We start from the raw sequence: 26152 nt of genomic DNA, 5'->3' as shown, positions 1-26152 counted from the left end.
ACGCGTGGCGCCGTCAGCCGCGCGCGGCCTTCGGCGCCTTCTTCGCGGCCGGTTCGGCCTCGGCCGCCTTCTTGGCAGGGGCCTTCTTCGCTGCAGGCTTCTTCGCCGGCGCCTTGGCCTTCGTCGCGGCACTGGCGGCCTTCGGCTTGCCCTTGCCGCCCTTCGTCTCGGCCTTGGCGTTTGCCAGCTCGATCGCCTGCTCCAGCGTGATGCTCTCGGCCGTCATCGTCTTGGGCAATGTCGCGAAGATCTTGCCCCAGGCGACATAGGGGCCGTATTTGCCGGCCTTGACCTCCAGAGCGCCGCCCGCGGGGTGGTCGCCGAGTGCGCGCCCGGGAGTTGCAGCCCTGCCGCCGCGCCCGCCGCCGGCTTCCTTGGCGACGATCAGGTCGATGGCGCGGTTGGCGCCGAGTTCGAGCACGTCGTCGTCCTTGTCGATATTGGCGTAGACCTTGCCGTGCTGGACGTAAGGCCCGAAGCGCCCGATGCCGACGAGGATCGGCTCGCCGCTCTCGGGATGCCGCGCCACTTCGCGCGGCAGGGAGAGCAGCGCCAACGCCTTCTCCAGCGTTACGCTTGCCGGGCTCATGCCCTTCGGCAGGCTGGAGCGCTTCGGCTTCTCGCCTTCGCCGAGCTGGATATAGGGGCCGAAACGGCCGTCGCGCAGCGTGACTTCGAGATTCGTCACCGGATCGGTGCCGAGGATGCGCACGCCCGGCGCGCCCTGGCCGCCCTCGGCCGAAGCCTCGCCATCGGCGGCGGGGACGGAGAGGGGGCGCGTATAGCGGCACTCCGGATAGTTCGAGCAGCCGACGAAGGCGCCGAACTTGCCGAGCTTCAGCGAGAGCTGGCCGTTGCCGCAGGTCGGGCACACCCGCGGATCGGAACCGTCGACCTTCTTCGGGAAGATATAGTCGCCGAGGATGCCGTTGAGCGCCTCCAGCACGTCGCCGACGCGCAAATCCTTGGTCTCGCCGATCGAGGCCTGGAATTCGTCCCAGAAGGCGCGCAGCAGCGCCTTCCAGTCGATCTCGGCATTGGAGACGCGGTCGAGATTCTCTTCGAGATTCGCGGTGAAGTCGAACTCGACATAGCGCTTGAAGAAGCTCTCCAGGAACGCCGTGACGAGCATGCCCTTGTCCTCGGGCACGAGGCGCTTCTTCTCGATGCGGACATATTCGCGGTCGCGCAGGGTCGAGAGCGTCGCCGCATAGGTCGAGGGCCGGCCGATGCCGAGCTCTTCCATGCGCTTGACGAGGCTCGCTTCCGAGAAGCGCGGCGGCGGCTCGGTGAAATGCTGGTCGGCGGCGATGGCGCGCTTTTCCAGCTTGTCGGCGGCCTTCATCGCCGGCAGCTTCTTGGAGTCCTCGTCTTCCTCGTCGTCGCGGCTCTCCTGATAGAGCGTCAGGAAGCCGTCGAAGAGCACGACCTGGCCGGAGGCGCGCAGGTCGAGATGGCGGGCGCCGACCTTGGCCGCGATATCGACCGTGGTGCGCTCCATTTCGGCCGATTCCATCTGGCTCGCGATGGTGCGCTTCCAGATCAGTTCGTAGAGCTTGGCCTGCTCCGGCTCAAGCTGGCGCGCGACCATGGCCGGCAGCCTTGCGAGATCGGTCGGACGGATGGCCTCATGGGCCTCCTGCGCGTTCTTGGCCTTGACCATGTATTTGCGCGGCGCGTTCGGGACGTATTTCGCGCCGAATTCCTTGCCGATGACGCTGCGCGCCGCTGCGATGGCCGAGCCGTCCATGTCGACGCCGTCGGTTCGCATATAGGTGATGAGGCCGACGGTCTCGCCGCCGATATCGACGCCTTCATAGAGCCGCTGCGCGAGCTGCATCGTCCGCGCCGGGGCGAGGCCGAGCTTGCGCGAGGCCTCCTGCTGCAGCGTCGAGGTCTGGAAGGGCGGCTGCGGATGGCGCTTGACCGGCTTGGCCTCGACCTCGCTGACGGTGAAGAGCGCGGTTTCCAACGCCGCCTTGAAGGCCTTGGCTTCCTCTTCGTTGCCGATATCGAGACGGGCGATCTTCTTGCCGTCGGCGCCGACGAGCCGGGCCTCGAAGGTCTGGCCGGACGCGGTCGCGAGCGTCGCGACCAGCGACCAGTATTCGCGGGCGCGGAAGGCCTCGATCTCGCGCTCGCGGTCGCAAACGAGGCGCAGCGCCACCGACTGCACGCGGCCGGCCGAGCGGGCGCCCGGGAGCTTGCGCCACAGCACCGGCGAGAGCGTGAAGCCGACGAGATAGTCGAGTGCGCGGCGCGCCAGATAGGCATCGACCAGCGCCTGGTCGATCGCCCGCGGATTGGCCAGGGCCTTCTGCACGGCGTCCTTGGTGACGGCGTTGAAGGTGACGCGCTCGACCGGGATGCCCTTCAGCACCTTCTTCTGGTTCAGCGCCTCCAGCACATGCCAGGAGATCGCCTCTCCCTCGCGATCCGGGTCGGTTGCGAGGATGAGCTTCTCGGCGCCTTTGACGGCGCGCGCGATCTCGGCGACCTGTTTGGCGCCGCGGCCCTCGATCTCCCATTTCATGGAGAAGTCGCTGTCGGGCTCCACCGAGCCGTCCTTGGCCGGCAGGTCGCGGATATGCCCGAACGAGGCGATCACCTCGTAGTCGGAGCCCAGGTATTTGTTGATCGTCTTGGCCTTGGCCGGCGACTCGACGACGAGGAGCTTCATGATTTTCGTGTCTCGATGACAGCCTTGATCAGAGCGCGGAACCAGCCCTGACGGACGGTTCCGCGACCCGCAAGACCGCTGCGGTTCGGATTTGCGCGCGAAAGTGGTTCAGCGCGCCGGCTCTGTCAAACCCCGAATGGATGATGACGACGATCGCCGGCCCGCTGATGCAGCGGTGAGACATGGGGGCGATCGCCGGCTTTGCAAGCGGGGCCTCAGGCCCGCGCCGCCACCAGCCGATCGATGAAGGCGTCGGTCTGGGCGCCGTTGATCCAGCGCAGCACCGCGACGACATCCTGCTCCGGGTCGACCCAGATCACGTTGCTGCCGGCGCCGAGCGCCGAGAAGGACTTAGCCGGCACACCCGGACGCGCCGCGAGCCACCAGAGATAGCCGTAATTCGTCAGGGTGGGCGAGGGCGTCAGCATGCGCTTGACCCAGTCGCGCGACAGGATCTGCCGGCCGCCCCAGTCGCCCTGCCGGCCGATCAGCAGGCCGAAGCGGGCATGGTCGCGCGCGCCGATGAACAGCCCGCCGCCCCAATGGCCGCCGCCGGGCACCGACTGGATCGAGCGCCCGTCGATATCCGTGAAGGAGGTCGAGTAGCCCTGCCATTCCCAGTCCGCCGAGGCGCCGATCGGGTCCATCACCCGCTCGCGCAGCACCTCCGGCAGGGGCCGGCGGAAGCGTTCCAGCAGGGCGTAACTCAGCACGTTCACGCGCACGTCGTTATATTCGTAGAAGGTGCCGGGCGTCTTGAGTTCGCGGCGCTGGCCCTTGCGGCTGTTGTCGGCGCCGGGGCCGATCTGGCGGTTATGGTCGACCTGATCGGACTTGCCGAAGATTTCGCCCTGCCATTCGCTCGATTGCTGCAGGAGATGGCGCCAGGTGATCTGGCCGTTATGCGCGCCGGCGAAGACCGGGCCGGCGACCGTCTTGCCGACGGCCTCGTTCACATCCTTGATCAGGCCGTCGTCGAAGGCGATGCCGGCGAGCACCGCGAGATAGCTCTTGGCGATCGAGAAGGTCATGTCGGTGCGGGCGGTGTCGCCCCATTCGGCGACGATGCGTCCGCCCTTCAGGATCAGGCCGGCCGGGCCGCCGCGCTCGCGCACGGGGCCGACGATCTCGGTCCATGGGCCGCGCTCGTTCCACTCCACATTCCCGACATAGGAACCGTCCGGATAGTAGAGGCTGCGCGGCCAGGGGCTCTCCTGCTCGCGGGCGAAATCGACCGCTGCCTTCAGCCTGTCCGGGTCGAAGCCGGCCTTGGCCGGCGCGATCGTCTGCCAGAGGGCGCCATCGGGGGCGGGGACGAAGGCATCGGTCGGGCTGGACAAGGCGGCATCCTCAGGCGCAGCGGAAAACCCGATTGGTAGCCTCGTTTTTCCAAAAGCTCCACGACCCACAGGACATATGCCCTCCTTGCCGGGACCAGCTTGCGCCATCAGCGACTCGCGCCTAAACAGCCTGCTTCAAATGACATCGCCAGCACCGCTCTATCCGCACCGCCATCTCCTCGGGATCGAGGGGTTGTCCCATCTGGACATCGAAGCGCTATTGGACAGGGCGGAGGACTACGTCTCCCTCTCCCGGCAGGTCGAGAAGAAGACCACGGCCCTGCGCGGTCGTACCCAGATCAACCTGTTCTTCGAACCCTCGACCCGGACGCAAGCGTCCTTCGAACTCGCCGGAAAGCGACTTGGCGCCGACGTGATGAACATGTCCGTCGCCTTCTCCTCGGTGAAGAAGGGCGAGACGCTGATCGACACCGCCGCGACGTTGAGCGCGATGCGCCCCGACATCATCGTCGTGCGTCACCATGCGGCCGGCGCGGTCAATCTGCTCGCCCGCAAGGTCGGCTGCTCGGTGATCAATGCCGGCGACGGCGCCCATGAGCATCCGACGCAAGCCCTGCTCGACGCGCTGACGATTCGCCGCAACAAGGGCCGCATCCAGGGGCTCACGGTCGCGATCTGCGGCGATATCCTGCATTCGCGCGTCGCCCGCTCCAACATCATCCTGCTGAACGCGCTCGGCGCGAAGGTCCGATTGATCGCGCCGACGACGTTGCTGCCGCCCGGCATCGAGCGCATGGGCGTCGATATCTTCACCGACATGAACAAGGGGCTGGAAGGCGCCGACATCGTCATGATGCTGCGCCTTCAGCTCGAGCGCATGAACGGCGCCTTCGTGCCGTCAGCGAAGGAGTATTTCCGCTATTACGGGCTCGACCAGGAGAAGCTGGCGCGCGCTCAAGCTGACGCGCTGGTGATGCATCCGGGGCCGATGAACCGCGGCGTCGAGATTTCCTCGGCCGTCGCCGACGGTGCCCAGTCGCTGATCCGCGAGCAGGTCGAGATGGGCGTCGCTGTCCGCATGGCGGTGCTCGACGCGCTGGCCCAGCACCTGCCGAATGTCTGAGCGTAAAGAGACCGAACATGGCTGACACGCAGGACATCGCAATCGTCAACGCACGCCTGATCGATCCCGCGACGGGTCGCGAGGGCGCGGGCTCCATCCTCATTCGCGACGGCGCCATCGCCGCGGTCGAATGGCAGGGCGCGCCCGCCACGGGCGAGGGCGTGCGCCGCATCGATGCCAAGGGCCAGGTCCTGACGCCCGGCCTTGTCGACCTGCGCGCCTTCCTCGGTGAGCCCGGCGCCGAATTCCGCGAGACGCTCGGCACCGGCTCGCAGGCTGCCGCCGCCGGCGGCGTCACCACGGTGGTCTGCCGCCCGGACACCAATCCGGTGATCGACGATCCCGCGATCATCGATTTCGTCAAGCGCCGCGCCCGCGACAAGGCTGTCGTCAACGTGCTCTCCTGCGCCGCCCTGACCAAGGGGCTGGAAGGCAAGGAGATCACCGAGTTCGGCCTGCTGCTCGAAGCCGGGGCGGTCTCCTTCTGCGATGGCGCCAAGGGCCTGCGCAATCCGCAGGTCATGCGCCGCGCCATGATCTATGCGCGCAATTTCGACGCCCTCATCATGAACCATGTCGAGGACCCCGACCTGCGCGGCTCCGGTGTGATGAACGATGGCGAATTCGCCAGCCGCAAGGGCCTGCCGGGCATTCCGATCGAAGCTGAGACCGTGATGCTGGAGCGCGACATCCGCCTCGCCCGCGCAACCGGCGCCCGGTATCATGCCGCGATGATCTCCTGCGCCGAATCGGTCGAGATCGTGCGCCGCGCCAAGCAGGATGGCGTGCGCGTCACCTGCGGCGTCTCGATCAACAACCTGACCCTCAACGAGAACGATGTCGGCGAGTACCGCACCTTCTGCAAGGTCACGCCGCCTTTGCGCCATGAGGATGACCGCCTCGCCATGGTCGCGGCGCTCGCCGAAGGCGTGATCGACGTCGTCGTCTCCGACCACGATCCGCAGGACGTCGAGACCAAGCGCCAGCCCTTCTCCGAATGCGCCGATGGCGCGCTCGGCATCGAGACGATGCTCTCGGCCGCCCAGCGCATGGTTCAGGCCGGGCAGATCGATCTGCCGCGATTGCTCGCTGCGCTCTCGGCGCGGCCGGCCGCGCTGATCGGCTTGTCCGCCGGCAGGCTCGCGGTCGGTGCGCCCGCCGATCTCGTGCTCTTCGATCCCGAGGCGCCCTTCGTCGTCGACAAGCGCAAGCTCAAGTCGCGCGCCAAGAACTCGCCCTTCGACGAGGCGCGGCTCGAAGGCATCGTCGCCGCAACCTTCGTCGGCGGCCGGGTAGTCTACGAAGCCGAGCCGGGCTAGGCTGTCCGCGAACCGCGGGGGAAAAGGGGCGGCATGACGGATGTTCTGAACTGGGGCCTCTCCGGCCCCGCCACGCTGATCGCCCTCGTCGTCGGCTATCTCTTCGGCTCGATCCCCTTCGGCATCATCCTGACCAAGCTTGCCGGCGGGCCTGACCTGCGCAGCATCGGCTCGGGCAATATCGGCGCGACCAACGTCCTGCGTACCGGCAACAAGAAGCTCGCCGCGGCCACCCTCGTCGGCGACATGCTGAAGGGCACGGTCGCGGTCCTCGTCGGCGCGCGCTTCCTCGGTGGCCCTGAGGCTGCGCTGGCGTCGGGCGTCGGCGCGTTTCTCGGCCATCTCTTCCCGGTCTGGCTCGGCTTCAAGGGCGGCAAGGGCGTCGCGACCTATATCGGCGTGCTGATCGGCGTGAAGGCCTCGATCGCGCTGGTCTTCGCGGCGATCTGGCTGAGCCTGGCCTATCTGTTCCGGTATTCCTCGCTCGCGGCGCTGGTCGCCAGCGTGCTAACGCCGCTCCTGCTCTGGTTCTGGGCCGGCATGCCGAAGGCCGCGCTCGTCATGGCAGGGCTCACCGTCCTGCTCTGGATCATGCACCGGGAGAACATCGCCCGGCTGCTCGCCGGGCGTGAAGGCAAGATCGGCCAGAAGGGCTGACAGGGACATGGCTGGGATCGTCCTCTCCGATCGCCAGCGTCTCGATTGGTTGCGGTTGATCCGCAGCGAGAGCATCGGCCCGCGCAGCTTCCGCTCCCTGATGAACCGCTTCGGCGGCGCTGCTGCGGCGCTCGACGCATTGCCGGACCTCACCCGGCAAGCGGGGCGTGACATCCGCATCTGCCCGGCGGCTGAGGCTGAGCGCGAGTTCGACGGCCTGTCGCGCCTCGGCGGCCGCTTCGTCGCGCTCGGCGAGGCTGAGTATCCCGTGCCGCTGCAGGCGATCGATTCGGCTCCGCCCCTGCTCGCCGTGCTCGGACATGCCGAGGTGCTGCAACGACCGGGCGTGGCGCTCGTGGGTTCACGCAATGCCTCCGCGGCGGGCATGAAATTCACCGCGCGGCTTGCCCGGGAACTAGGCGAGGCTGATTTCACGGTGGTCTCGGGGCTTGCGCGCGGCATCGACACCGCCGCCCATGAAGCGAGCCTGGAAACCGGCACCGTCGCCGTCCTCGCCGGCGGGCTGGACGAGATCTACCCGCCGCAGAACATCCCGCTCGCTCGCCGTATCACGGAGCGCGGCGCGGTGGTCAGCGAGATGCCGCTCGGCTGGGTCGCCCGGGCGCGCGATTTCCCCCGCCGCAACCGTCTCGTCTCGGGGCTGTCGCTCGGTACGGTCGTCGTCGAGGCGGCGCGCCGCTCGGGCTCGCTGATCACCGCGCGCTTCGCCAACGAGCAGGGGAGGCTGGTCTTCGCCGTGCCCGGCTCGCCGCTCGATCCGCGCGCCGAAGGCGGCAATCACCTCATTCGCGAAGGTGCAACGCTCTGCGCCGAGGCGGCGCATGTCATCGAGGCGCTGCAGCCCCTGCGGCAGCGCGAACTCGACCTATCGCTGCCGCCCCGTCTGATGCGCGAAGGCGCCGGCCAGCCGGCAGCCGAGGCGATGTGGGACGAACTCGACCTGCCTGAAATCGAGCGAGCCCCCGCCTATGCCCGGCATGAAGATGGCTTCGAACTGGAGCCTTCTTCATCGTCTGGAACGGTCTCTCACGATCCCGGCCGTCGCGTGCTCGATCTTCTCGGGCCGACGCCGATCGCACTGGATGATCTTGTCCGTGCCAGCGGGCTTGCCGCCGGCGAGGTCGGCCATGTCCTGGTCGAGCTGGAACTCACGGGCGCAATACGGCGCCATCCCGGCGGAACGCTGTCGCGCCCCGCACCGTGAGAAATTCACCGGCGCTCAGTGACGTTCGTTGCTCGGGGATGCCAGCCGCTCGACTTCGGCGGAGGCTTCGATCCGGGCCATCTCCAGAAAATAGCTGAGCGCGCTGAGCTTGGTGTTGCGGGCCATGGCGCGCAATTCGGCTGCCATTCCTTCGATGAAGGAAGCGGCTTCCAGCGGCGACATCGGGCGCATGGGGATTTCGTCGTCGTCGCCCTCGCTCGCGATGGATTCAAGCGAGACCAGCTTGGATACTTTGTGCTTCATGGCGAATGGATTCCCTCGCATAATCGGGGACCAACTCGTCCGCTGGGCTGCGATTCCCTAACGGATATGCAATTGTAGATTGCAATTATGAATGAATTTCAAGCTCAAGTACATTAGGTCAGAAGGATGACAGCGGCCGGGATCGTCGCCAGGGCCAGCAGGGTCTGCAACGTCGTGATTTCGGCCATCAGGGGCGCGTCGCCCCCCAGGTCGCGCGCCAGGAAATAGGCGGCGGTCGCTGTCGGGACGGCTGCCGCGACCACTGTCATCGCCAGGGCCGGGCCGGTGACGCCGAACCAGCCGGCATAGAGCCAGGCGAGCACAGGCATCACCGCGAGCTTCAGGCAAACCGCCACGGCGTGGGCGAGCCGGGGCCGCGCCAGCCGCTTGAGATCGAGCGCCGAGCCGACCACGAGCAGGCCGATGCCGAGCGAGGCGCGGCCGAGCACGTCGAGATAGCTGGTGAAGGCGCTGGGCAGCATCCACTGGAGCTGGTTCAGCGCCAGACCGACGGCCGAGGACCAGATGAAGGGATTGTAGAGGATCGAGCGGATCGTCGCGCCGAGGCTCATCGGCTTGCCGCTCGCGAAACGGGCGAGCACGAACACGCACATGATGTTGAGCAGGGGGATCATCGAGGCGACGGCGATCGCCATCAGCGTCGTACCGGTGCGGCCCTGCAGGCCGGCGGCGAGCGCGAGGCCCACGAAGGTGTTCCAGCGCACCGATCCCTGGAAGATCGAGGTGAAGGCCGGCCCGTCGATGCCGGCGCGTACCAGTAGCGGGCGTGCGAGCAGGAGCAGGGCGGCGACGCTGAGGATGGCGAGCACGAGGCTGGACCCCATGCCCAGCACCGGCATGCTGCGCAGGTCGGCCATGGCAAGCGTATGGATCACCACAGCCGGGAACAGCACCTGATAGGTCAGGCGCTCGACGCCGACCCAATGCGCCGGCGAGACGATGCCGCGCTCCTTCAGGAACCAGCCTGTCGCGATGACGAGGAAGACGGCGATCAGGCTGTCGAGCATGGAGGGGCCGGGAGGGAGGGCGGGCCGGAAGCCCGAGCGGAACAATGAAGCCGGGCGGCCGTTTTACTGACGAACTGCCCTGTCCCTGTCATGCCGTTTCGTGGTCGGCAAGGGCGCGGGAGAAGGTCAGCCCTGTCCCTGCCGCAATGCTGCCGCGATTGGTTCAGGTCCCATTCAACCGGATTGCCCGATGCTGGCTTCAACGTTGGGTTATCTCGCGAAAGGAGATGCCGCCATGATGTCTCTGAAGAAAAAAGCTGCAGTTGCGCTGGCCGTGGCCAGTATCGCCGCCGGAAGCTTCGCGGTTCCCGCCATGGCGCAGACGCGTGGCTTCGACGCGTCGCGACTCGACAAGGCCCAGGTCGAATACTCGCAGTATCGCTACCGTCACGGCTATCGTGGCAACTGGCGCGGCCCGTCCCGCGGCGCGGCGGTCGCTGGCGCCATCGGCCTCGGTATCCTCGGTGCGGCGGCTATCGCGGCGCAGAACCGCGCCTATGCGGCGCCGAGCTATTACGAGGATGATTATTATGAGCCGGCGCCGGTCTACGTGGCCCCACGCCGTTACTACGCGCCTTACGGCTACGCCCCCTACGACTTCCGCCACTATCGCGAATATCGCTGAGGGCAGCTGACGCTTTGGCTTGCAAGGCCCGCGCAATCCGCGCGGGCCTTGCTTGTAAGCTCATCTTTTAGGTTTCGACGTTCTATGACGCGTCGTGAGTTTGTTGACGGGGGATCGCCACCATGAAGTCGCTTCGACGAGCAGGAAAAGCAGGCCTTGGCCTGATCGCGCTGGCCTGGGCCTCTGCCCAGCCGGCGGTTGCGCAGTATTACGGCGGGCAAGGCTATGGTTATGAGCGCCGCTCCGGCAATGGGGTCGAGCGCCGTGGCTACGACCGCCGGGATGACGGACGCCGCGATTCCTGGCGTGGCGATGACCGCGGTTCCCGTTACGGCTCCCGCGATAGTTTTGGTCGTGATGATGGCCGCGGCCCCGGATACGGCCAGCGCTCCCGGAATCCGATGGCCGGGATGAGCATCGAAGAGCAGAAGCGCGCCGTGAAGAACGAGCGCGAGGCGCAGAAGCGGGCGATCAAGCGCGGCCAGATCTTCAACTGACCGGCCTGAGGCTGGCAGCGAAGGCTTTCATGAGGGCCGCTCGCCATCCGGCGGGCGGCCCTCAGTCGTATTGGTCCTCGTCGTCCTGCGGCCCGAGCCGGCCAAGCCGGTCGAGCGCGCCCTGCAGGATGTAGGCCGCCGCCATCTTGTCGACGACGGCGGCGCGCTTGGCGCGCGAGGCGTCGGCGTCGAGCAGGGTGCGCGTCACCGCGAGCGTCGACATCCGCTCGTCCCAGAACACGATCGGCAGATCGGTGAGGGGGATGAGATTGCGCACGAAGGCGCGTGTCGACTGCACGCGCGGGCCCTCGGTGCCATCCATGTTGAGTGGCAGGCCGATCACCAGCCCGGCGACCTGATGCTTCCCGGCGATCTTCAGCAGCGCTGCCGCATCGAGCCCGAACTTGACGCGCTGGATCGTTTCCAGCGGCGACGCGATCTGCCGTTCGAGGTCCGAAAGCGCGAGCCCGATCGTCTTGCTGCCAAGGTCGAGCCCAAGCAGCCGCGCATGCGCCGGCAGGTCGATAAAGGCTTCGAGCGGAACGACGGCGCTGGTCATGGCATGGCGGTATCACGCGCCGGCCAGCGTCGCGAGCAATACATTCTCCGATGCGCCCGGCGAATGGCGGGTTCCCGGCAGCTGTAGCGCGGAAGTCATCGCGCATCGCCGGCTATCAGGCTATATGCGCCGGCTTGGAGCGGCGCCGCCGCGTAGAAGGATATTTCCCGTGCCGGCGCGGATCTCGCTGCAAGTTCCCGACAAGGCCCTGCTCGGCGCCTATGAGGCCGCCTTGCGCGGCGGCTGGTCGCCGAACACGACGCGCAATGTCGCGCCCGAGCAGCTCGCCGCCATCGCCGCCGATCCGGATGCCTTCCTTGCCGAGACACGCGGTGGCCCTGGCCGGGTGAAGCTGCCCGATGGCCGCGAGGTCGACCGCATTCCCGGGCCGACGCGCTGGATCTTCGCCGAGGACCGCCCGGAGCGGCCCTTCATCGGCTCGATCAACCTGCGCTGGCAGGAGAAGGATGGCCGCCCTATCCTGGCCCTCCCGGAACATGTGCTCGGCCATGTCGGCTACACCATCCTGCCGGCCTTCGAAGGTCACGGCTACGCCACTGCCGCGCTCGCAGCGATGCTGGGCGTGGCGCGCGAGGCCGGCCTGGCCGAGATCACCATCACCTGCGACGCGACCAACCATGCCTCGCGCCGCATCATCGAGAAGAATGGCGGGCGATTGATCGAAACCTTCGTCGCGCCGCTCTACAGCCCCGATCAACGCCTTCGTTTTATCGTCAGCACTGCCCCATGACCGACATCGCTGCGTCCCGCAAGGCGGGCTCCCTCGGCCCGCTCCTGCCGGGCATTCTGCTCTCGGCCGTGGTCGCCATCGCTTCCGCCCTGCTGGAACCGGTCCTCAAGGCGGCGGCCGGCGGGCGCATCGGCATCCCCGCCATCGTCATCGCGCTGGTCATCGGCATGCTGCTGCATCCGGTGGCAAACACGAAGCGCTTCGCGCCTGGCATGACCTTCTGCGTCAAGAAGCTGCTGCGCTGGGCGATCGCGCTGCTCGGCCTGCGCATCGCGCTCGGCGATATCGCCGCGCTCGGCGTCTCGACCGCGCTGCTGGTGGTCGGATCGATGGTGATCACCGTCGTCGTCGGCTTCGCGCTGGCGCGGATGCTCGGCCGCGAGGCGGGCATGGGCGCGCTCGCCGGTGTGGCCACCGCCGTCTGTGGAGCCTCCGCCGCGCTGGCCACGGCCACCATGGTGCCGGACTATCGCAACAAGGCTGCCGACGTCGCCTTCACCGTCATCGCGATGAACGTCTTCGCCACCATCGCGATGCTGGCCTATCCGCTGATCTGCACCTGGCTCGGCTTCTCGCCGCAGCAGACCGGCATCATGCTCGGCGGCACGATCCATGACGTGGCGCAGGTTGTCGGCGCCGGCCAGTCGGTCTCCGACGAGGTCGCCAATGCCGCGGTGATCGTGAAGCTGTTCCGTGTCTTCCTGCTGCTGCCCGCGGTCCTGATCGTCGGCTGGTGGCTGGTGCGCGACAACAGCGAACTCTCCAAGGCCAAGGTCCCGGTCCCGGTCTTCGCCATCGTCTTCCTGGTGCTCTGCGTGCTGAACAGCTTGCTCGCGCTCGTGCCCGCGCTCTCCTCGACCTATCAGCCGATCCGCGACGCCCTGCTCGAAGCCTCGCGCTGGGGCCTGCTCATCGCCATCGCGGCGCTGGGGCTGGGCACCTCCATGGCGGCGATGGCGCGGCTCGGCTGGCGCCATCTCGCGCTCGTCACCGGCACGACCTTGACGATCCTCGTGGTCGTCACCGGCGGCCTTGTGCTGCTCGGCTGAAAGCCCGACAGAAGGCTGCGGGGGAGATCATGACCGATATCGTCATCACCGAATTCATGGACGATGTTGCCGTCGCCAATCTGAAGGCGCGCTTCGCGGTCCATTACGATCCCGAGCTCTATGCCAACCCCGACGAGATGGCGCGGCTCTTCGCCGATGTCCCGGCCGTGATCGTGCGCAACCAGACGCAGGTGCGTGGCAAGATCCTGGAGGCGGCGAAGCGGCTCAAGGTCATCGGCCGGCTCGGCGTCGGCCTCGACAATCTCGACATGGAGACTTGCGCCGCCCGCGGCATCCGCGTCTTCCCCGCGACGGGCGCCAACAGCCTCTCCGTCGTCGAGTACGTCATCGGCACGACGATGACCCTGCTGCGTGGCGCCTATTTCGCCAACGCCGCGATGCTCGCCGGCGAATTTCCCAAGACAAAGCTGATCGGCCGCGAGATCGCCGGCAAGCTGATGGGCCTCGTCGGCTTCGGCTCGATCGCCCGCGACGTCGCCCGCCATGCCCGAGCCATCGGCATGGAGGTGGCGGCCTACCATCCGCGCTTGGCCGTAGACGACCCCGCCTGGAGCGGCGTGCGCCGGCTGGAGCTCGACGAATTGCTGGCCGAGGCCGACGTCATCAGCCTGCATGTCCCGCTGACTTCGGAAACCCGCGGCATGATCGACGCCAAGGCCTTCGCCCGGATGAAGCCGGACGCGATCCTGATCAACACGGCGCGCGGCGGCATCATGGACGAGGCGGCGCTGGTCAAGGCGCTCAAGGCCGGCAAGCTCGGCGGCGCGGCGATCGACGTCTACGAGCAGGAGCCGCTCGGCAAGGACGCCGCCAAGGTTTTCGCGGGTGCGCCAAACCTGATCCTGACGCCGCATATCGCCGGCAACACGGTGGAGTCGAACGGTCGGGTATCCGGGCTCGTCGCCGAGAAGGTCATGGCGGCGCTGGAGGAGCGGATTTAGGGGCGCGCGTTGGTCGATCGGGAGAGACTGCTTTCGACCCGTTGCGGACCTTCGCGGCAAGTGGCATTTGACGGGCACGCAGCCTTGGCCGGACAAATTGCTATGTTCCAAATCAACGAGTTGCCTGCTGCATTTGCACGGCTTAGCGACATCGGTAGCGTCGTCGAGTTCGGCGTATTTCAAGACGTAACGTTCACTCAAGACGACGTTGCGCGCGCGGTCCGCGCTACGATACCATCGAGCAACAATTTCTCCGCCCAAGCTCTCGAAGAGATCGGCCGGCGCTCGATCCCCAAGCGCGAGTTTCTCGGCGATTGGCTCGATCCATCTTCCGGGGAACTGATCAAAATCGGTAAGTGGAAAATTGCGGACGGCCGAGAACTGGATAATCCCGCTATTCGCAGTCTGGACGGTGTAGATGTGATTGGCGGAGCGTTTGCTTTGCCTGAGCCAGGAGCGGGCGGACAGTTTGCCTTTGCGCTAACGCATCCACCTTATCCGCTGAAAGCCAGCCGCAGCGAAGTGCAAAACCTCTTCGAAGAGGTATGCGCATTCCTTTTTCCTATCGGGCAACGAGTTGAGATTAGCGACTGGAGCAGCCCACGGCTTCCGGAAGTCTCAGACTATTTCACGGATGGGATGGAATGGTGGGGAGCGTTTCTTTTCACGATCCTCCAACCCGATTCGAAGCGCCTGGTTGTGGTCGCTGCTTCCGCAACGGATTAGTCTGCTATCGACCCATTGCAGACGCTGGGCGATTGGTAGGCGTTATAGCCCACCACCACAAGCTCACACGAAATCGAACCGATCGACGTCGACCAGTCCCTTGTCGGTGATCTTGAGATGCGGGATCACCGGCAAGGTCAGGAAGGCGACCTGCAGGAAGGGCTCGGCCAGCACGACGCCGAGCGCCTTCGCCGCGGCGCGCAAGCCCTCCAGATCGTGCCGCACCGCCTCGAAGGGCTGCTCGCTCATCAGCCCGGCGACCGGCAGCGCCAGTTCCGCCGTGACCTTGCCATTATCGGCTACGGCGAAGCCGCCGCCGATCGCGATCAGGCGATTGGCCGCCGCCGCCATCGAGGCCTCGTCGACGCCGACGACGCAGAGATTATGGCTGTCATGCCCGACCGAGGAGGCGATGGCGCCGTGCTTCATGCCGAAGCCATGGACGAAGCCGGTGGCGATGCCGCCGTTCTTGCCATGGCGCTCGATCACCGTGACCTTGATCGCATCCTGCGTGAGATCGGGCAGGGCCTCGCCGTCGCGTGTGGGCAGGGCCATCGCCAGCCGCTCGGTGATGATCCGGCCGGGCACCACGCCGATCACCGACGTCTCGCCGTTCCGGGCCTTGACCTTGAAATCGGCAGGGGAAAGCCTGCGGCTCTTCACGCTGCCGAGCCCGACCGGGGCGATTGTTGCCCGGTCCGCGAACAACGCCGCCTCGACGAGCCGGCCCCCGGTCAGGACCTGCTTCACCGAACAGGCGGCGAGGTCCTCGACCAGCACGATATCGGCGCGCTTGCCCGGCCCGATGAAGCCGCGGTCGAACAGGCCGAAGTTCCGCGCCGCCGAAAGCGAGGCGATGCGATAGGTCGCCAGCACATCCGCACCCTCGGCGATGGCGGTGCGGATCATGTAGTCGAGATGGCCTTCCTCGCCGATATCGAGCGGGTTGCGGTCATCGGTGCAGAAGGCGAGGAAGGGCGAGGCGTCGCGCGAGATCAGCGGGATCAGTTGATGCAGGTCCTTCGAGACCGAGCCCTCGCGGATCAGGATGGCCATGCCCTTGGAAAGCTTTTCGCGGGCCTCGTCGGCGGTGGTGGTTTCGTGGTCGGTGCGGATGCCGGCGGCGAGATAGGCGTTGAGATCCATCCCGCGGACCAGCGGCGCGTGGCCGTCGATATGGCGATGCGAGAAGGCCTCCAGCTTGGCAAGGCAGCCGGGATCGCGATGGATCACGCCCGGGAAATTCATGAACTCGGCCAGGCCGATCACCTTGGGATGGTCCATCATCGGCGTCAGATCGCCGGCCTCGAGCTGCGCGCCGGCCGTCTCCAGATGAGTCGCGGGCACGCAGCTCGACAGATTGACGCGCAGATCCATCCGCATCGCCGCGGCGCAGGCGAGGAAATAGCGGATGCCCTCGACACCCAGCACGTTCGAAATCTCGTGCGGATCGCAGATCGCGGTGGTGACGCCATGCGGCAGCACGCAGCGCTCGAATTCGAGCGGCGTCACCAGCGAGGATTCGATGTGCAGATGCGTGTCGATGAAGCCGGGCACGGCGATCAGGCCCTTGGCGTCGATGACGCGCTTGCCCTCATAGGTTCCGTAGGTCCCGACGATTGTGTCGCCGCAGATCGCGATATCGCTCCCGACCAGCGCACCGGTGACGAGGTCGAGGAGCTTGGCACCCTTGATGACGAGGTCGGCCGGCTCGTCGCCATGCCCCTGGGCGATCCGGCGGGCGAGAGTGGCGGCGTCGGTCATGGGGCGATTCCGTGGGTTCGTCATGGCGCCAGCCTGCCTCTCTCTGCCTGCAATGTCGACTTGGTCGGCGGCCCGGATCGGCCTAGATAGGGGCCGGCATTTCGAAAGCCCGGAGCCTTCGCATGAAACTCACTTGGTACGGCCATTCCGCTTTCCGCGTCGATCTCGACGGCGCCGCCATCCTGATCGACCCGTTCTTCACCGGGAACCCGGCCTTCGAAGGCGATGTCGCGGCGATCTCCAAGGGCGTCAGCCATATCGTCGTCACCCACGGCCATGGCGATCATGTCGGCGACACGCTCGACATCGCCAACAAGACCGGCGCGATCGTCATCACGAACTATGACCTCGCCATGCATCTGGCCTCGCAGGGCCTGAAGAACTTCAGCCCGATGAACACCGGCGGTACGGTCGATCTCGGCCCGTTCAGCGTGACGCTGGTCCGCGCCGATCATTCGGCCGGTATGGGCGAGGGCGGCGTCAACGTCCCCGTCGGCAACGCCAATGGCGCGATCCTCAAGGCGAAGGGCGAGAAGACGCTCTGGCACATGGGCGATACCGACATCTTCTCGGACATGGCGCTGCTCAGCGAGATCCATGGCGTCGAGGCCTGCATCTGCCCGATCGGCGACCGCTTCACCATGGGCGGCAAGGTCGCGGCGCTGGCGATGACGCGCTTCGTCAAGCCGAAGGTCGCGATCCCTGCGCATTACGGCACCTTCCCGATCATCGACCAGAACGCCGACGCCTTCGTCGCCGGCATGCAGGGCAGCGGCATTGAGGTCATGCTGCCGAAGAAGGGCGAGGCTTTCGCGATCTGAGCCGGGAAACCGGCTTGATCGATCAATGCTGATTTACCTTTGCCCGTTCGCCGCGCTATAGCGCGGCGAACCGTTTTCCGGCGCGCGATCCGCGCCCTGTCCAGGAGCCCGCCATGTCGGTCGATCTCGCCACCGTCAAACGCGTCGCGCATCTCGCGCGCATCGCCGTGCCGGAGGCTGATCTGGCCAAGCTGCAAGGCGAGCTCAACGCCATTCTCGGCTTCGTCGAGCAGCTCAACGAGGTCGATGTCGACGGCGTCGAGCCGATGACCTCGGTGACGCCGATGGCGATCAAGCAGCGCGAGGACATCGTGAACGATGGCGAGATCGCCAGCGCGATCGTCGCCAACGCGCCCATCTCCGAGGACAATTATTTCATGGTGCCGAAGGTGATCGAGTAAGCGCGCGGCGCGCTCCTTCGATCATCCCGGATGTGCCTTGCGATCCGGCCTTTGCGACCAGATAAATTCCGGAACTCTCCCGTGACCGATCTCACCCGCCTGACGCTGACCGAGGCCCGCGACGGCCTGAAAGCCAAGACCTTCTCCGCGACCGAGCTGACGAAGGCGCATATCGCCGCCGTCGAAAAGGCCCGCGCCCTCAACGCCTATGTGCTGGAAACCCCCGAGCACGCGCTGAAGCAGGCCGCAGCCTCTGACGCGAAGCTCGCCAAGGGCGAGGCCGGCCCGCTCGAAGGCCTGCCGCTCGGCATCAAGGACCTGTTCGCGACCAACGGCGTGCGCACCACCGCCTGCTCGAACATCCTCGGCAATTTCGTGCCGGCCTATGAATCGACCGTGACGAGTCAGCTCTGGCGCGACGGTGCCGTGATGCTCGGTAAGTTGAACAACGACGAATTCGCCATGGGCTCCTCGAACGAGACCTCGGCTTTCGGCAATGTCGTCAACCCGTGGCGCCGCAAGGGCTCCAATGTCGGAGCCGGGCAGGGCGGTTCCGTCGAGGGCAACCATCTCGTGCCGGGCGGCTCCTCTGGTGGCTCGGCTTCGGCGGTTGCAGCCGATCTCTGCCTCGCCGCGACCGCGACCGATACCGGCGGTTCGATCCGCCAGCCGGCCGCCTTCACCGGCACGGTCGGCATCAAGCCGACCTATGGCCGCTGCTCGCGCTGGGGCACGGTCGCCTTCGCCTCCTCGCTCGACCAGGCCGGGCCGATCGCCAAGACGGTGCGTGACGCGGCGGTGATGTTGCGCTCGATGTCCGGCCATGATCCGAAGGACACGACTTCGGTCGACATGGCCGTCCCGGATTACGAGGCGGCCGTCGGCCGCTCGGTGAAGGGCATGAAGATCGGCATTCCCCGCGAGTACCGCCTCGATGGCCTGAATGCCGAGATCGATGCGCTCTGGCAGCAGGGCATCGCCTGGCTGAAGGCGGCCGGCGCCGAGATCGTCGAGATTTCGCTGCCGCATACCAAATACGCCCTGCCGGCCTATTACATCGTTGCCCCGGCCGAGGCTTCCTCGAACCTCGCCCGCTATGACGGCGTCCGCTACGGCCTGCGCGAGCAGGGCAAGGACATCGTCGAGATGTACGAGAAGACCCGCGCTGCCGGCTTCGGCGCCGAGGTCAAGCGCCGCATCATGATCGGCACCTATGTGCTCTCGGCCGGCTATTACGACGCCTATTACGTCCGGGCCCAGAAGATCCGCACCCTGATCAAGCGCGATTTCGAGACGGTCTATGCGCAGGGCATCGACGCGGTGCTGACGCCGGCGACGCCGTCCGCCGCTTTCGGCATCGGCGAGAAGGGCTCGGCCGATCCGGTCGAGATGTACCTGAACGACGTCTTCACGGTGACGGTGAACATGGCCGGCCTGCCGGGCATCGCCGTTCCTGCCGGGCTGGACGCTCAGGGCCTGCCGCTGGGCCTCCAGCTCATCGGCCGCCCCTTCGACGAGGAGACGCTGTTCTCGCTCGGTGAGGTCATCGAGCAGGCGGCCGGCCGCTTCCCGGTCTCCGAGCGCTGGTGGGGCTGAGGCGGCTCCGAGCGTTTCGGGCCGGTTTCCGAAAGCATGTTCTCGATTCCGGGCGAGCGGCGAAGCTGAGCTGGCCCGGGATGGCATGCGCTACGCCTCGTCGTTAGGCTGGCCACTTCTTTCGAGGAGACGGCGATGATCTTCAGCCGCGCCATGGCCTATGCCTGCCTGATGGTGCTGGCCGGCATTCTGGCGCTCGTGGCCGTGCTGATGATCTTGCTGACGATCGTGCAGATGGCGCGCGGCGAGGTCGTGCCGGACCTCGGCGCCAGAGTGATCGGCACCATCATCGCGGCCGGTCTCGCGCCGGTTTGCCGGTGGGTGGCTCAGCGCCTGATCTGAGACACACTCAAACGGCGAATTCGATGGATGACGAATGAAAAAGGGGCCGCAGTGATGCGGCCCCTTCTTTGATGTTGGCTATCTCAAGTGCTCCGGGGACTGCGCTGGCACTCCCCGATCGACAGCAGTGTCAGTGCGCCGCGGTCGCTTGCGCAGTCGCCTTGCGCTTGTTCCCGCGCAGGTCCGCCAGCCAGCGCACCATCACGTAGAACACCGGGGTGAAGATCAGGCCGAAGATCGTCACGCCGAGCATCCCTGAGAACACCGCGATGCCCATCGCCTGACGCATCTCGGCGCCGGCACCGACCGAGACCGTCAGCGGCAGCACGCCCAGGATGAAGGCCATCGAGGTCATCAGGATCGGCCGCAGGCGGGTGCGGGCGGCGGCGATCGCCGCGTCGCGGCGGTTCATGCCTTCGTCCTCGGCCTGCTTGGCGAACTCGACGATCAGGATCGCGTTCTTCGCAGCGAGGCCGACAAGCACCACCAGGCCGATATCGACCAGGATGTTGCGGTCGAGCCCGGCATAGTTCACCCCGAACATCGCCGCCAGGATACACATCGGCACGATCAGGATGACCGAGAGCGGCAGGAGCCAGCTCTCGTAGAGCGCCGCCAGCAGCAGGAAGACGAACACCACCGCGAGGCCGAAGGCGATGACCGCGGTGTTGCCCGCGAGCTTCTCCTGCAGCGCGATCTCGGTCCATTCGAAGCCGAAGCCGGCCGGCAGCCGCTCCGCCGCGATCTTCTCGACTGCCGCGATGCCCTGTCCGGTCGAGTAGCCATGCGCCATCGAGAGCTGCACCTCCGCCGCCGGATAGAGGTTGTAGCGCGGCACGCGATAGGCGCCCGTCGTGTCGTGGAACGACGCGATCGAGCCGATTGGCACCATCTCGCCATCCGCGTTGCGGGTCTTGAGATTGGCGACGTCGCGCGTGGTCAGGCGGAATGGATTATCCGCCTGCGCGGTGACGCGATAGGTTCGACCCAGCAGGTTGAAGTCGTTGATATAGGCCGAGCCCATATAGACCGACAGCGTCTCGAAGATGCGCGTGATCGGCACGCCGAGCATCTCCGCCTTGGTGCGGTCGATATCGGCATAGATCTGCGGCGTCTTGGTCGAGAACAGCGTGAAGGGCTGCTGGATGCCTTGGACCTGCCCGGCCGAGCCGGCGACGATCCAGGCCGCGCCTTCCAGCGCCGCAAGCCCGCGTCCGCCGCGATCCTGCACATAGCCCTTCAGGCCGCCGCCGGTGCCGATGCCGGGAATCGCCGGCGGCTCGATGACGAGCGTGAAGGCCTCGGGGATCGTGAACATCTGCTGGCGCAGGTCGTTGAGGATGCCGGCCGTGGTCAGGCCTTCCTTCTCGCGGTCCTTGAACGGCGAGAGCGTCACGAAGGCCACGCCGGCATTCGGCGCGATCGTGAAGGTCGCGCCGTCGAGGCCGGCGAAGGCGACGGTATGGGCGACGCCCGGCCGCGACTGCAGCAACTCGTTGGCCTTGCGCAGCACGGCATCGGTGCGCTGCAGCGAGGCACCGGGCGGCAGCTGCATCGCGACGATGAAGTAGCCGCGGTCGAGCTGCGGCACGAGGCCGGTCGGCGTCCTGCGGATGTCCCAGACGGTGGCCGCGATCAGGCCGGAATAGACGATCAGCAGGATCACCGCGATGCGGATGAGCCGCGAGGTGACGCGCCCATAGGTGCGCGACAGCCAGTCGAAGCCGGCGTTGAAATAGTGGAAGAACCAGCGCAGCGGCGTGCCCAGCTTGTAGAGGAAGCCGTGCTTCTCGTGCTCGTCATGCTTTTTGTGCGGCCTGAGCAGCACGGCCGACATCGCCGGCGAGAGCGTCAGCGAGACGAAGCAGGAGATCGCCGTCGAGGCTGCGATCGTTACCGCGAATTGCTGGTAGAAGGTGCCCTGCAGGCCGCTGATGAAGGCGGTCGGGATGAACACCGCGCAAAGCACGAGCGCGATCGCCAGCAGCGCGCCGCCGACCTCGTCCATGGTCTTGTGCGCGGCTTCCTTGGGCGAGAGGCCCTCGGCGAGATAGCGCTCGACGTTCTCCACCACGACGATCGCGTCGTCGACGACGATGCCGATGGCGAGAACCAGCGCCAGGAGCGAGATCGTGTTGAAGGAGATGCCGACCGCGCTCATCACCAGGAAGGTGCCGACCAGCGAGACCGGGATCGCGACGATCGGGATGATCGCGGCGCGCCAGGTCTGCAGGAACAGGATCACCACGATCACGACGAGCAGGACCGCTTCGAGCAGCGTCCGCACAACCGCGTCGACGGATTCGCCGATGAACTCGGTCGGGTTGTAGATGATGCGGTGCTCGAGGCCGACCGGGAACTGCTTGGCCATCTCGCCCATGGTCGCGACCAGCTTGTCGGAGGTCGCGAGCGCGTTCGAGCCCGGACGCTGGAAGACGCCGATGGCGACCGTGTTCCGGTTATCGAGATAGGCGTTGGTGGTGTAGTCCTGCGAGCCGAGCTCGACGCGGGCGATGTCGCGCACGCGGATCGTTCCGCCATCGGCATCGGCGCGCACGACGATGTTCTCGAACTCGGAGACGTCGGTCAGGCGGCCGAGTGTGTTGACCGAGAACTGGAAGGCCTCGTCGGACTTTGCCGGCGGCTGGTTCAGCGCGCCGGCCGCGACCTGCACGTTGGCAGCCCTGAGCGCGAGGACGACGTCGCCCGCCGTCAGGTTACGCGCCGAGACCTTGGCCGGGTCGAGCCAGATCCGCATCGAGAAGTCGCGCGCACCGAAGACCTGCACGTCGCCGACGCCGTCGACGCGGGTCAGCACGTCCTTCACGTAGAGCGAGGCGTAATTCGAGATGTACTGCGCGTCGCGCGACCCGTCCGGCGAGATCATGTTGATGACCATCAGGAAGTCCGGCGAGGCCTTGCGGACCTGGATGCCGAGCGCACGCACGTCCTGCGGCAGGCGCGCTTCGGCCTGCGAGACGCGGTTCTGCACCAGCACCTGCGCCTGGTCGACATCGACGCCGGCCTTGAAGACGACATTGATCGTCACCCGCCCGTCACCGGTCGACTGCGAGGTGATGTAGAGCATGTCGTCGACGCCGTTCACCTCCTGCTCGATCGGCGTCGCCACGGTGGCGGCGACGACCTCGGCCGAGGCGCCGGGATAGGTGGCGGTGATCGAAACCGTCGGCGGGGCGATTTCGGGATATTCCGAGATCGGCAGCGAGCGCTGCGCTATGGCGCCGGCGATCGTCAGCAGCACCGAGAGAACGGTGGCGAAGATCGGCCGGTCGATGAAGAAATGGGCGAAGCGGAACATGGGTATGTCCTGGCCGGAATAAGGCGGGCGGGCGCCCGTTGGCGCCCGTGTTTCAGTGCCGGGCCAGGCATGGCCCGAGAGGCGGGCACCGGCTTTCGCGGAAAGCCGGTGCGGCAGGCGCTCAGTTCGTCGTCGCGACCTTGATCTCGCCCGGCTGCGGCGTCACCGGCACGCCCGGACGGACCATCGGATTGGCATTGCCGCCGATGATCACCTTGTCCTGCGCCGTGAGGCCGGAGCGGATCACCCGCAGGCCGTCGCTGAGCGGCCCGAGCACGACCGGCTTCGGCACGACCTTGTTCTCCGGGCCGACCGTGAGCACGATCTTGTTGGCCTGATCCGAGGCGATGACCGTGTCCGGCACGAGCAGCGCATCGGCTTCACCGGCGAAGAAGCGCAGGCGGCCGAACACGCCGGGCGTCAGGAACTGGTCCTTGTTCTCGAACACGGCGCGGCCGCGGATCGTCGCGGAACGGGCGTTCAAGGCGTTGTCGATGAAGTTCACCTGTCCGCGGCGGCCCCATTTGGGCTCGTCGGAGAGGCGCACCTCGACGACCGTGCCCGCATCCTTGCTGCCGGTGCCCTCGCGCGGATTGCTCATGCGGGCATAGCGCAGGTAGTCGGCCTCCGAGACGTCGAAGGTGAAGTAGATCGGCGAGACCGCGACGATGGTCGTCAGCAGCGAGGCGCCCGACTGGCCACCGGCGATCAGGTTGCCCGGGTCGACGCGGCGGTTCGAGATGCGGCCGGCAAGCGGCGCGCGCACCTCGGTCCATTCGAGGTTGAGCTCGGCATTCTTCAGGTTCGCCTCGGCGCCCTGCAGCGAACCGACCGCGCTGTTCAGGTTGGCGCGGCGCTGGTCGACGTCGCGCGCCGTGATGGTGCGGTTCTGCGTCAGGCCCTCGGCACGCTCAACCTCGTTCTGGGCGAGCTCGACCTGGGCCTTGGCGCGGGCGACCTCGGCGCGGGTCACGTCGACGGCCAGTTTGTAAGGCCGCTGATCGATGGTAAAGAGCAGGTCGCCCTTCTGGACGAGCGAGCCGTCGCGGAAATGCACACTCTCGATGAAGCCGGAGACGCGGGCGCGCACATCGACCTGTTCGCTGGCCTCGAAGCGGCCGGTGAACTCGTCCCAGTTGGTGATGCGCTTGGCGAGCGGGGTGGCGACCTGCACCGGAGGAGCCGGCGGGGCTCCCTGCGCGGCAGCGTCGAAAGCCGTCAGGGCAGTCGACGAGAAGGCGGCGGTGAGCACCAGACCGATGAAACGGCTGCGTGACATGACGGAACTCCGGGTAACGAGCCGGCACAACCAATGGGGGTTTCCGGCATTTTGCGCAAGAAGGGTTGGCGAGTGACGAATGTCAAGAACCATCACCCGTCAAATCGCGCGATATTGCGCCACATTAGCCACATTCCCGCCATCTGGTTGCAGGAGCGCAACGCGACGGGATGTCTCGGGGGCTTGCGAAGGTCGCTTCGGCGCAACGGAAGCTTGCCGCCCGCCCGCCGACATCGTAACGCGTAGGCGACTAGAGCACGCGCCGATCAGATTGCGTTGCAATCCGATCGGGTCACGCGTCCTCTACTATAACTTAGAGACGGATTCACCGATCAGGTTTCCACCTGATCGGATCCGGCTCTAGCAGCCGGAAGAGTCCAGATGAACGCGCATGCCCGCCCCGCCGACCCGAAGAAGCTGATCAAGGGCGCGACCGGCGATTGGGAGATCGTGATCGGCATGGAGATCCATGCGCAGGTCACCTCCAATGCCAAGCTGTTCTCCGGCGCCTCGACCGGTTTCGGCGCCGAGCCGAACGAGCATGTCAGCCTCGTCGACGCGGCCATGCCCGGCATGCTGCCGGTGATCAATGCCGAATGCGTCAGGCAGGCCGTGCGCACCGGCCTCGGCCTGAACGCGCAGATCAACAACCGCTCGGTCTTCGACCGCAAGAACTACTTCTATCCGGACCTGCCGCAGGGCTACCAGATCAGCCAGTACAAGAGCCCGATCGTGGGCGAGGGCGAGATCGTCGTCGATCTCTCGCCGACCGAGCAGATCACGGTTGGCATCGAGCGGCTGCATCTGGAGCAGGATGCCGGCAAGTCGATCCACGACCAGCATCCGACGATGAGCTTCGTCGACCTCAATCGTTCGGGCGTCGCGCTGATGGAGATCGTCTCCAAGCCCGACCTGCGCTCGGCGGACGAGGCGAAGGCCTATGTCTCGAAGCTGCGCACCATCCTGCGCTATCTCGGCACCTGCGACGGCGACATGGAGAAGGGCAATCTCCGCGCCGACGTGAACGTCTCCGTCCGCAAGCCGGGCGACGCTCTCGGCACCCGCTGCGAGATCAAGAACGTCAACTCGATCCGCTTCATCGGCCAGGCGGTCGAGACCGAGGCGCGCCGCCAGATCGGCATCATCGAGGATGGCGGCACGATCGATCAGGAGACCCGCCTCTACGATCCCGGCAAGGGCGAGACCCGCTCGATGCGCTCCAAGGAAGAAGCGCATGACTACCGCTACTTCCCGGACCCGGACCTGCTGCCGCTCGAATTCGACGATGCCTTCGTCGAGAACCTGAAGGGCGCGCTGCCGGAATTGCCGGACGCCAAGAAGGCCCGCTTCATCGCGACCTACGGGCTCTCGCCCTATGACGCCTCGGTGCTGGTCGCCGAGCGCGATCAGGCCGACTATTTCGAGGAAGTGGCCAAGGGGCGTGACGGCAAGGCCGCCGCCAACTGGGTGATCAACGAGCTCTTCGGCCGCCTTAACAAGGAGGGCAAGGACGTCACCGCTTCGCCGGTCTCGGCCGCGCAGCTCGGCGGCCTCGTCGACCTGATCGGTGAAGGCGTGATCTCCGGCCGCATCGCCAAGGACTTGTTCGAGATCCTCTGGACCGAGGGCGGTGATCCCCGCGAGATCGTCGAGGCCCGCGGCATGAAGCAGGTCACCGACACCGGCGCCATCGAAAAGGCCGTGGACGAACTGATCGCCGCCAATCCCGACAAGGTCGAGCAGGTCAAGGCCAAGCCGACCATGCTGGGCTGGTTCGTCGGCCAGGCGATGAAGGCCTCGGGCGGCAAGGCCAACCCGCAGGCGCTGAACGAGATCCTTAAAGCAAAGCTCGGCATCGAGTGAT

General features: G+C 66.5%; 23 protein-coding genes. 15 read left to right on the top strand and 8 right to left on the bottom strand.

Annotation, left to right across the window (positions count from 1 at the left end; genetic code table 11):
- Nucleotides 1–13: 13 nt before the first annotated feature.
- Together topA and AC3WMA_RS01480 are read right to left on the bottom strand one after the other, a co-directional pair.
- Nucleotides 14–2680, bottom strand: coding sequence for a type I DNA topoisomerase (gene topA / locus AC3WMA_RS01485; protein ID WP_492283644.1), 2667 nt, complete (start codon nucleotides 2678–2680; stop codon nucleotides 14–16).
- A 215-nt stretch (nucleotides 2681–2895) separates the two neighbouring features.
- Nucleotides 2896–4020 (bottom strand): serine hydrolase domain-containing protein, encoded by a 1125-nt coding sequence (locus tag AC3WMA_RS01480; RefSeq protein WP_492283643.1) that lies wholly within the window; start codon nucleotides 4018–4020, stop codon nucleotides 2896–2898.
- Nucleotides 4021–4159: 139 nt separating this feature from the next.
- Here AC3WMA_RS01480 and AC3WMA_RS01475 point away from each other — a divergent pair, with 139 nt between their 5' ends.
- The 4 genes from AC3WMA_RS01475 to dprA are packed head-to-tail and all read left to right on the top strand — an operon-like array spanning nucleotide 4160 to nucleotide 8305.
- On the top strand, nucleotides 4160–5104 hold the full coding sequence (locus tag AC3WMA_RS01475; RefSeq protein WP_492283642.1) for an aspartate carbamoyltransferase catalytic subunit: 945 nt from the start codon (nucleotides 4160–4162) through the stop codon (nucleotides 5102–5104).
- Between the two features lie 17 nt (nucleotides 5105–5121).
- Nucleotides 5122–6423: a dihydroorotase gene (gene pyrC / locus AC3WMA_RS01470; protein ID WP_492283641.1), complete on the top strand. Its 1302-nt coding sequence runs from the start codon at nucleotides 5122–5124 to the stop codon at nucleotides 6421–6423.
- A 33-nt stretch (nucleotides 6424–6456) separates the two neighbouring features.
- Nucleotides 6457–7080 (top strand): glycerol-3-phosphate 1-O-acyltransferase PlsY, encoded by a 624-nt coding sequence (gene plsY, locus AC3WMA_RS01465; protein ID WP_492283640.1) that lies wholly within the window; start codon nucleotides 6457–6459, stop codon nucleotides 7078–7080.
- Between the two features lie 16 nt (nucleotides 7081–7096).
- Nucleotides 7097–8305 (top strand): DNA-processing protein DprA, encoded by a 1209-nt coding sequence (gene dprA, locus AC3WMA_RS01460; protein ID WP_492284722.1) that lies wholly within the window; start codon nucleotides 7097–7099, stop codon nucleotides 8303–8305.
- A 15-nt stretch (nucleotides 8306–8320) separates the two neighbouring features.
- Here the strand turns inward: dprA and AC3WMA_RS01455 are convergent, their stop codons facing one another.
- Together AC3WMA_RS01455 and AC3WMA_RS01450 are read right to left on the bottom strand one after the other, a co-directional pair.
- Nucleotides 8321–8569, bottom strand: coding sequence for a hypothetical protein (locus AC3WMA_RS01455; protein WP_492283639.1), 249 nt, complete (start codon nucleotides 8567–8569; stop codon nucleotides 8321–8323).
- Between the two features lie 113 nt (nucleotides 8570–8682).
- Entirely contained in the window at nucleotides 8683–9597 is a 915-nt protein-coding gene (locus tag AC3WMA_RS01450) for an AEC family transporter (RefSeq protein WP_492283638.1), read from the bottom strand.
- Nucleotides 9598–9787: 190 nt separating this feature from the next.
- Between AC3WMA_RS01450 and AC3WMA_RS01445 the strand changes: the two genes are divergently transcribed.
- Together AC3WMA_RS01445 and AC3WMA_RS01440 are read left to right on the top strand one after the other, a co-directional pair.
- Complete coding sequence (locus AC3WMA_RS01445) at nucleotides 9788–10222, top strand: hypothetical protein (protein ID WP_492283637.1); 435 nt, start codon at nucleotides 9788–9790, stop codon at nucleotides 10220–10222.
- A gap of 122 nt (nucleotides 10223–10344) precedes the next feature.
- Nucleotides 10345–10719: a hypothetical protein gene (locus AC3WMA_RS01440; RefSeq protein WP_492283636.1), complete on the top strand. Its 375-nt coding sequence runs from the start codon at nucleotides 10345–10347 to the stop codon at nucleotides 10717–10719.
- A gap of 61 nt (nucleotides 10720–10780) precedes the next feature.
- Here AC3WMA_RS01440 and ruvX read toward each other — a convergent pair whose 3' ends face one another.
- Entirely contained in the window at nucleotides 10781–11278 is a 498-nt protein-coding gene (gene ruvX, locus AC3WMA_RS01435) for a Holliday junction resolvase RuvX (RefSeq protein WP_492283635.1), read from the bottom strand.
- Between the two features lie 169 nt (nucleotides 11279–11447).
- On the opposite strand from ruvX, the gene AC3WMA_RS01430 reads away from it, so the two are divergent.
- From AC3WMA_RS01430 to AC3WMA_RS01415, 4 genes are all read left to right on the top strand, one after another.
- The gene (locus AC3WMA_RS01430; protein WP_492283634.1) at nucleotides 11448–12029 is read left to right on the top strand and encodes a GNAT family N-acetyltransferase; all 582 of its coding nucleotides are present in this window, start codon (nucleotides 11448–11450) and stop codon (nucleotides 12027–12029) included.
- On the top strand, nucleotides 12026–13078 hold the full coding sequence (locus AC3WMA_RS01425) for a YeiH family protein (RefSeq protein ID WP_492283633.1): 1053 nt from the start codon (nucleotides 12026–12028) through the stop codon (nucleotides 13076–13078). The genes AC3WMA_RS01430 and AC3WMA_RS01425 overlap by 4 nt, the downstream gene beginning before the upstream one ends.
- Before the next feature lie 29 nt (nucleotides 13079–13107).
- Nucleotides 13108–14040: a hydroxyacid dehydrogenase gene (locus AC3WMA_RS01420; protein WP_492283632.1), complete on the top strand. Its 933-nt coding sequence runs from the start codon at nucleotides 13108–13110 to the stop codon at nucleotides 14038–14040.
- A gap of 102 nt (nucleotides 14041–14142) precedes the next feature.
- Nucleotides 14143–14766: a hypothetical protein gene (locus tag AC3WMA_RS01415; protein WP_492283631.1), complete on the top strand. Its 624-nt coding sequence runs from the start codon at nucleotides 14143–14145 to the stop codon at nucleotides 14764–14766.
- Between the two features lie 63 nt (nucleotides 14767–14829).
- Here the strand turns inward: AC3WMA_RS01415 and ade are convergent, their stop codons facing one another.
- Nucleotides 14830–16530 (bottom strand): adenine deaminase, encoded by a 1701-nt coding sequence (gene ade / locus AC3WMA_RS01410; protein WP_492283630.1) that lies wholly within the window; start codon nucleotides 16528–16530, stop codon nucleotides 14830–14832.
- A gap of 122 nt (nucleotides 16531–16652) precedes the next feature.
- On the opposite strand from ade, the gene AC3WMA_RS01405 reads away from it, so the two are divergent.
- The 4 genes from AC3WMA_RS01405 to AC3WMA_RS01390 all read left to right on the top strand — a co-directional run bounded on the left by AC3WMA_RS01405 (nucleotide 16653) and on the right by AC3WMA_RS01390 (nucleotide 19690).
- On the top strand, nucleotides 16653–17351 hold the full coding sequence (locus AC3WMA_RS01405; RefSeq protein ID WP_492283629.1) for a metal-dependent hydrolase: 699 nt from the start codon (nucleotides 16653–16655) through the stop codon (nucleotides 17349–17351).
- A 113-nt stretch (nucleotides 17352–17464) separates the two neighbouring features.
- Nucleotides 17465–17752, top strand: coding sequence for an Asp-tRNA(Asn)/Glu-tRNA(Gln) amidotransferase subunit GatC (gene gatC / locus AC3WMA_RS01400; RefSeq protein ID WP_492283628.1), 288 nt, complete (start codon nucleotides 17465–17467; stop codon nucleotides 17750–17752).
- Between the two features lie 81 nt (nucleotides 17753–17833).
- Entirely contained in the window at nucleotides 17834–19348 is a 1515-nt protein-coding gene (gene gatA, locus AC3WMA_RS01395) for an Asp-tRNA(Asn)/Glu-tRNA(Gln) amidotransferase subunit GatA (protein ID WP_492283627.1), read from the top strand.
- A 135-nt stretch (nucleotides 19349–19483) separates the two neighbouring features.
- Nucleotides 19484–19690 (top strand): hypothetical protein, encoded by a 207-nt coding sequence (locus AC3WMA_RS01390; RefSeq protein ID WP_492283626.1) that lies wholly within the window; start codon nucleotides 19484–19486, stop codon nucleotides 19688–19690.
- Nucleotides 19691–19820: 130 nt separating this feature from the next.
- On the opposite strand, the gene AC3WMA_RS01385 is transcribed toward AC3WMA_RS01390, so the two are convergent.
- The gene (locus AC3WMA_RS01385; RefSeq protein ID WP_492283625.1) at nucleotides 19821–23009 is read right to left on the bottom strand and encodes an efflux RND transporter permease subunit; all 3189 of its coding nucleotides are present in this window, start codon (nucleotides 23007–23009) and stop codon (nucleotides 19821–19823) included.
- A 121-nt stretch (nucleotides 23010–23130) separates the two neighbouring features.
- On the bottom strand, nucleotides 23131–24288 hold the full coding sequence (locus tag AC3WMA_RS01380) for an efflux RND transporter periplasmic adaptor subunit (RefSeq protein ID WP_492283624.1): 1158 nt from the start codon (nucleotides 24286–24288) through the stop codon (nucleotides 23131–23133).
- Between the two features lie 381 nt (nucleotides 24289–24669).
- On the opposite strand from AC3WMA_RS01380, the gene gatB reads away from it, so the two are divergent.
- Nucleotides 24670–26151, top strand: a complete 1482-nt coding sequence (gatB, locus tag AC3WMA_RS01375; protein ID WP_492283623.1) for an Asp-tRNA(Asn)/Glu-tRNA(Gln) amidotransferase subunit GatB — start codon at nucleotides 24670–24672, stop codon at nucleotides 26149–26151.
- Nucleotide 26152: the final 1 nt, after the last annotated feature.

The organism is Allobosea sp. FW305-C-101, from assembly GCF_058783685.1.
Note: the sequence above shows the minus strand (reverse complement) of the source record. Positions and strands in the feature narration are given on the sequence as shown.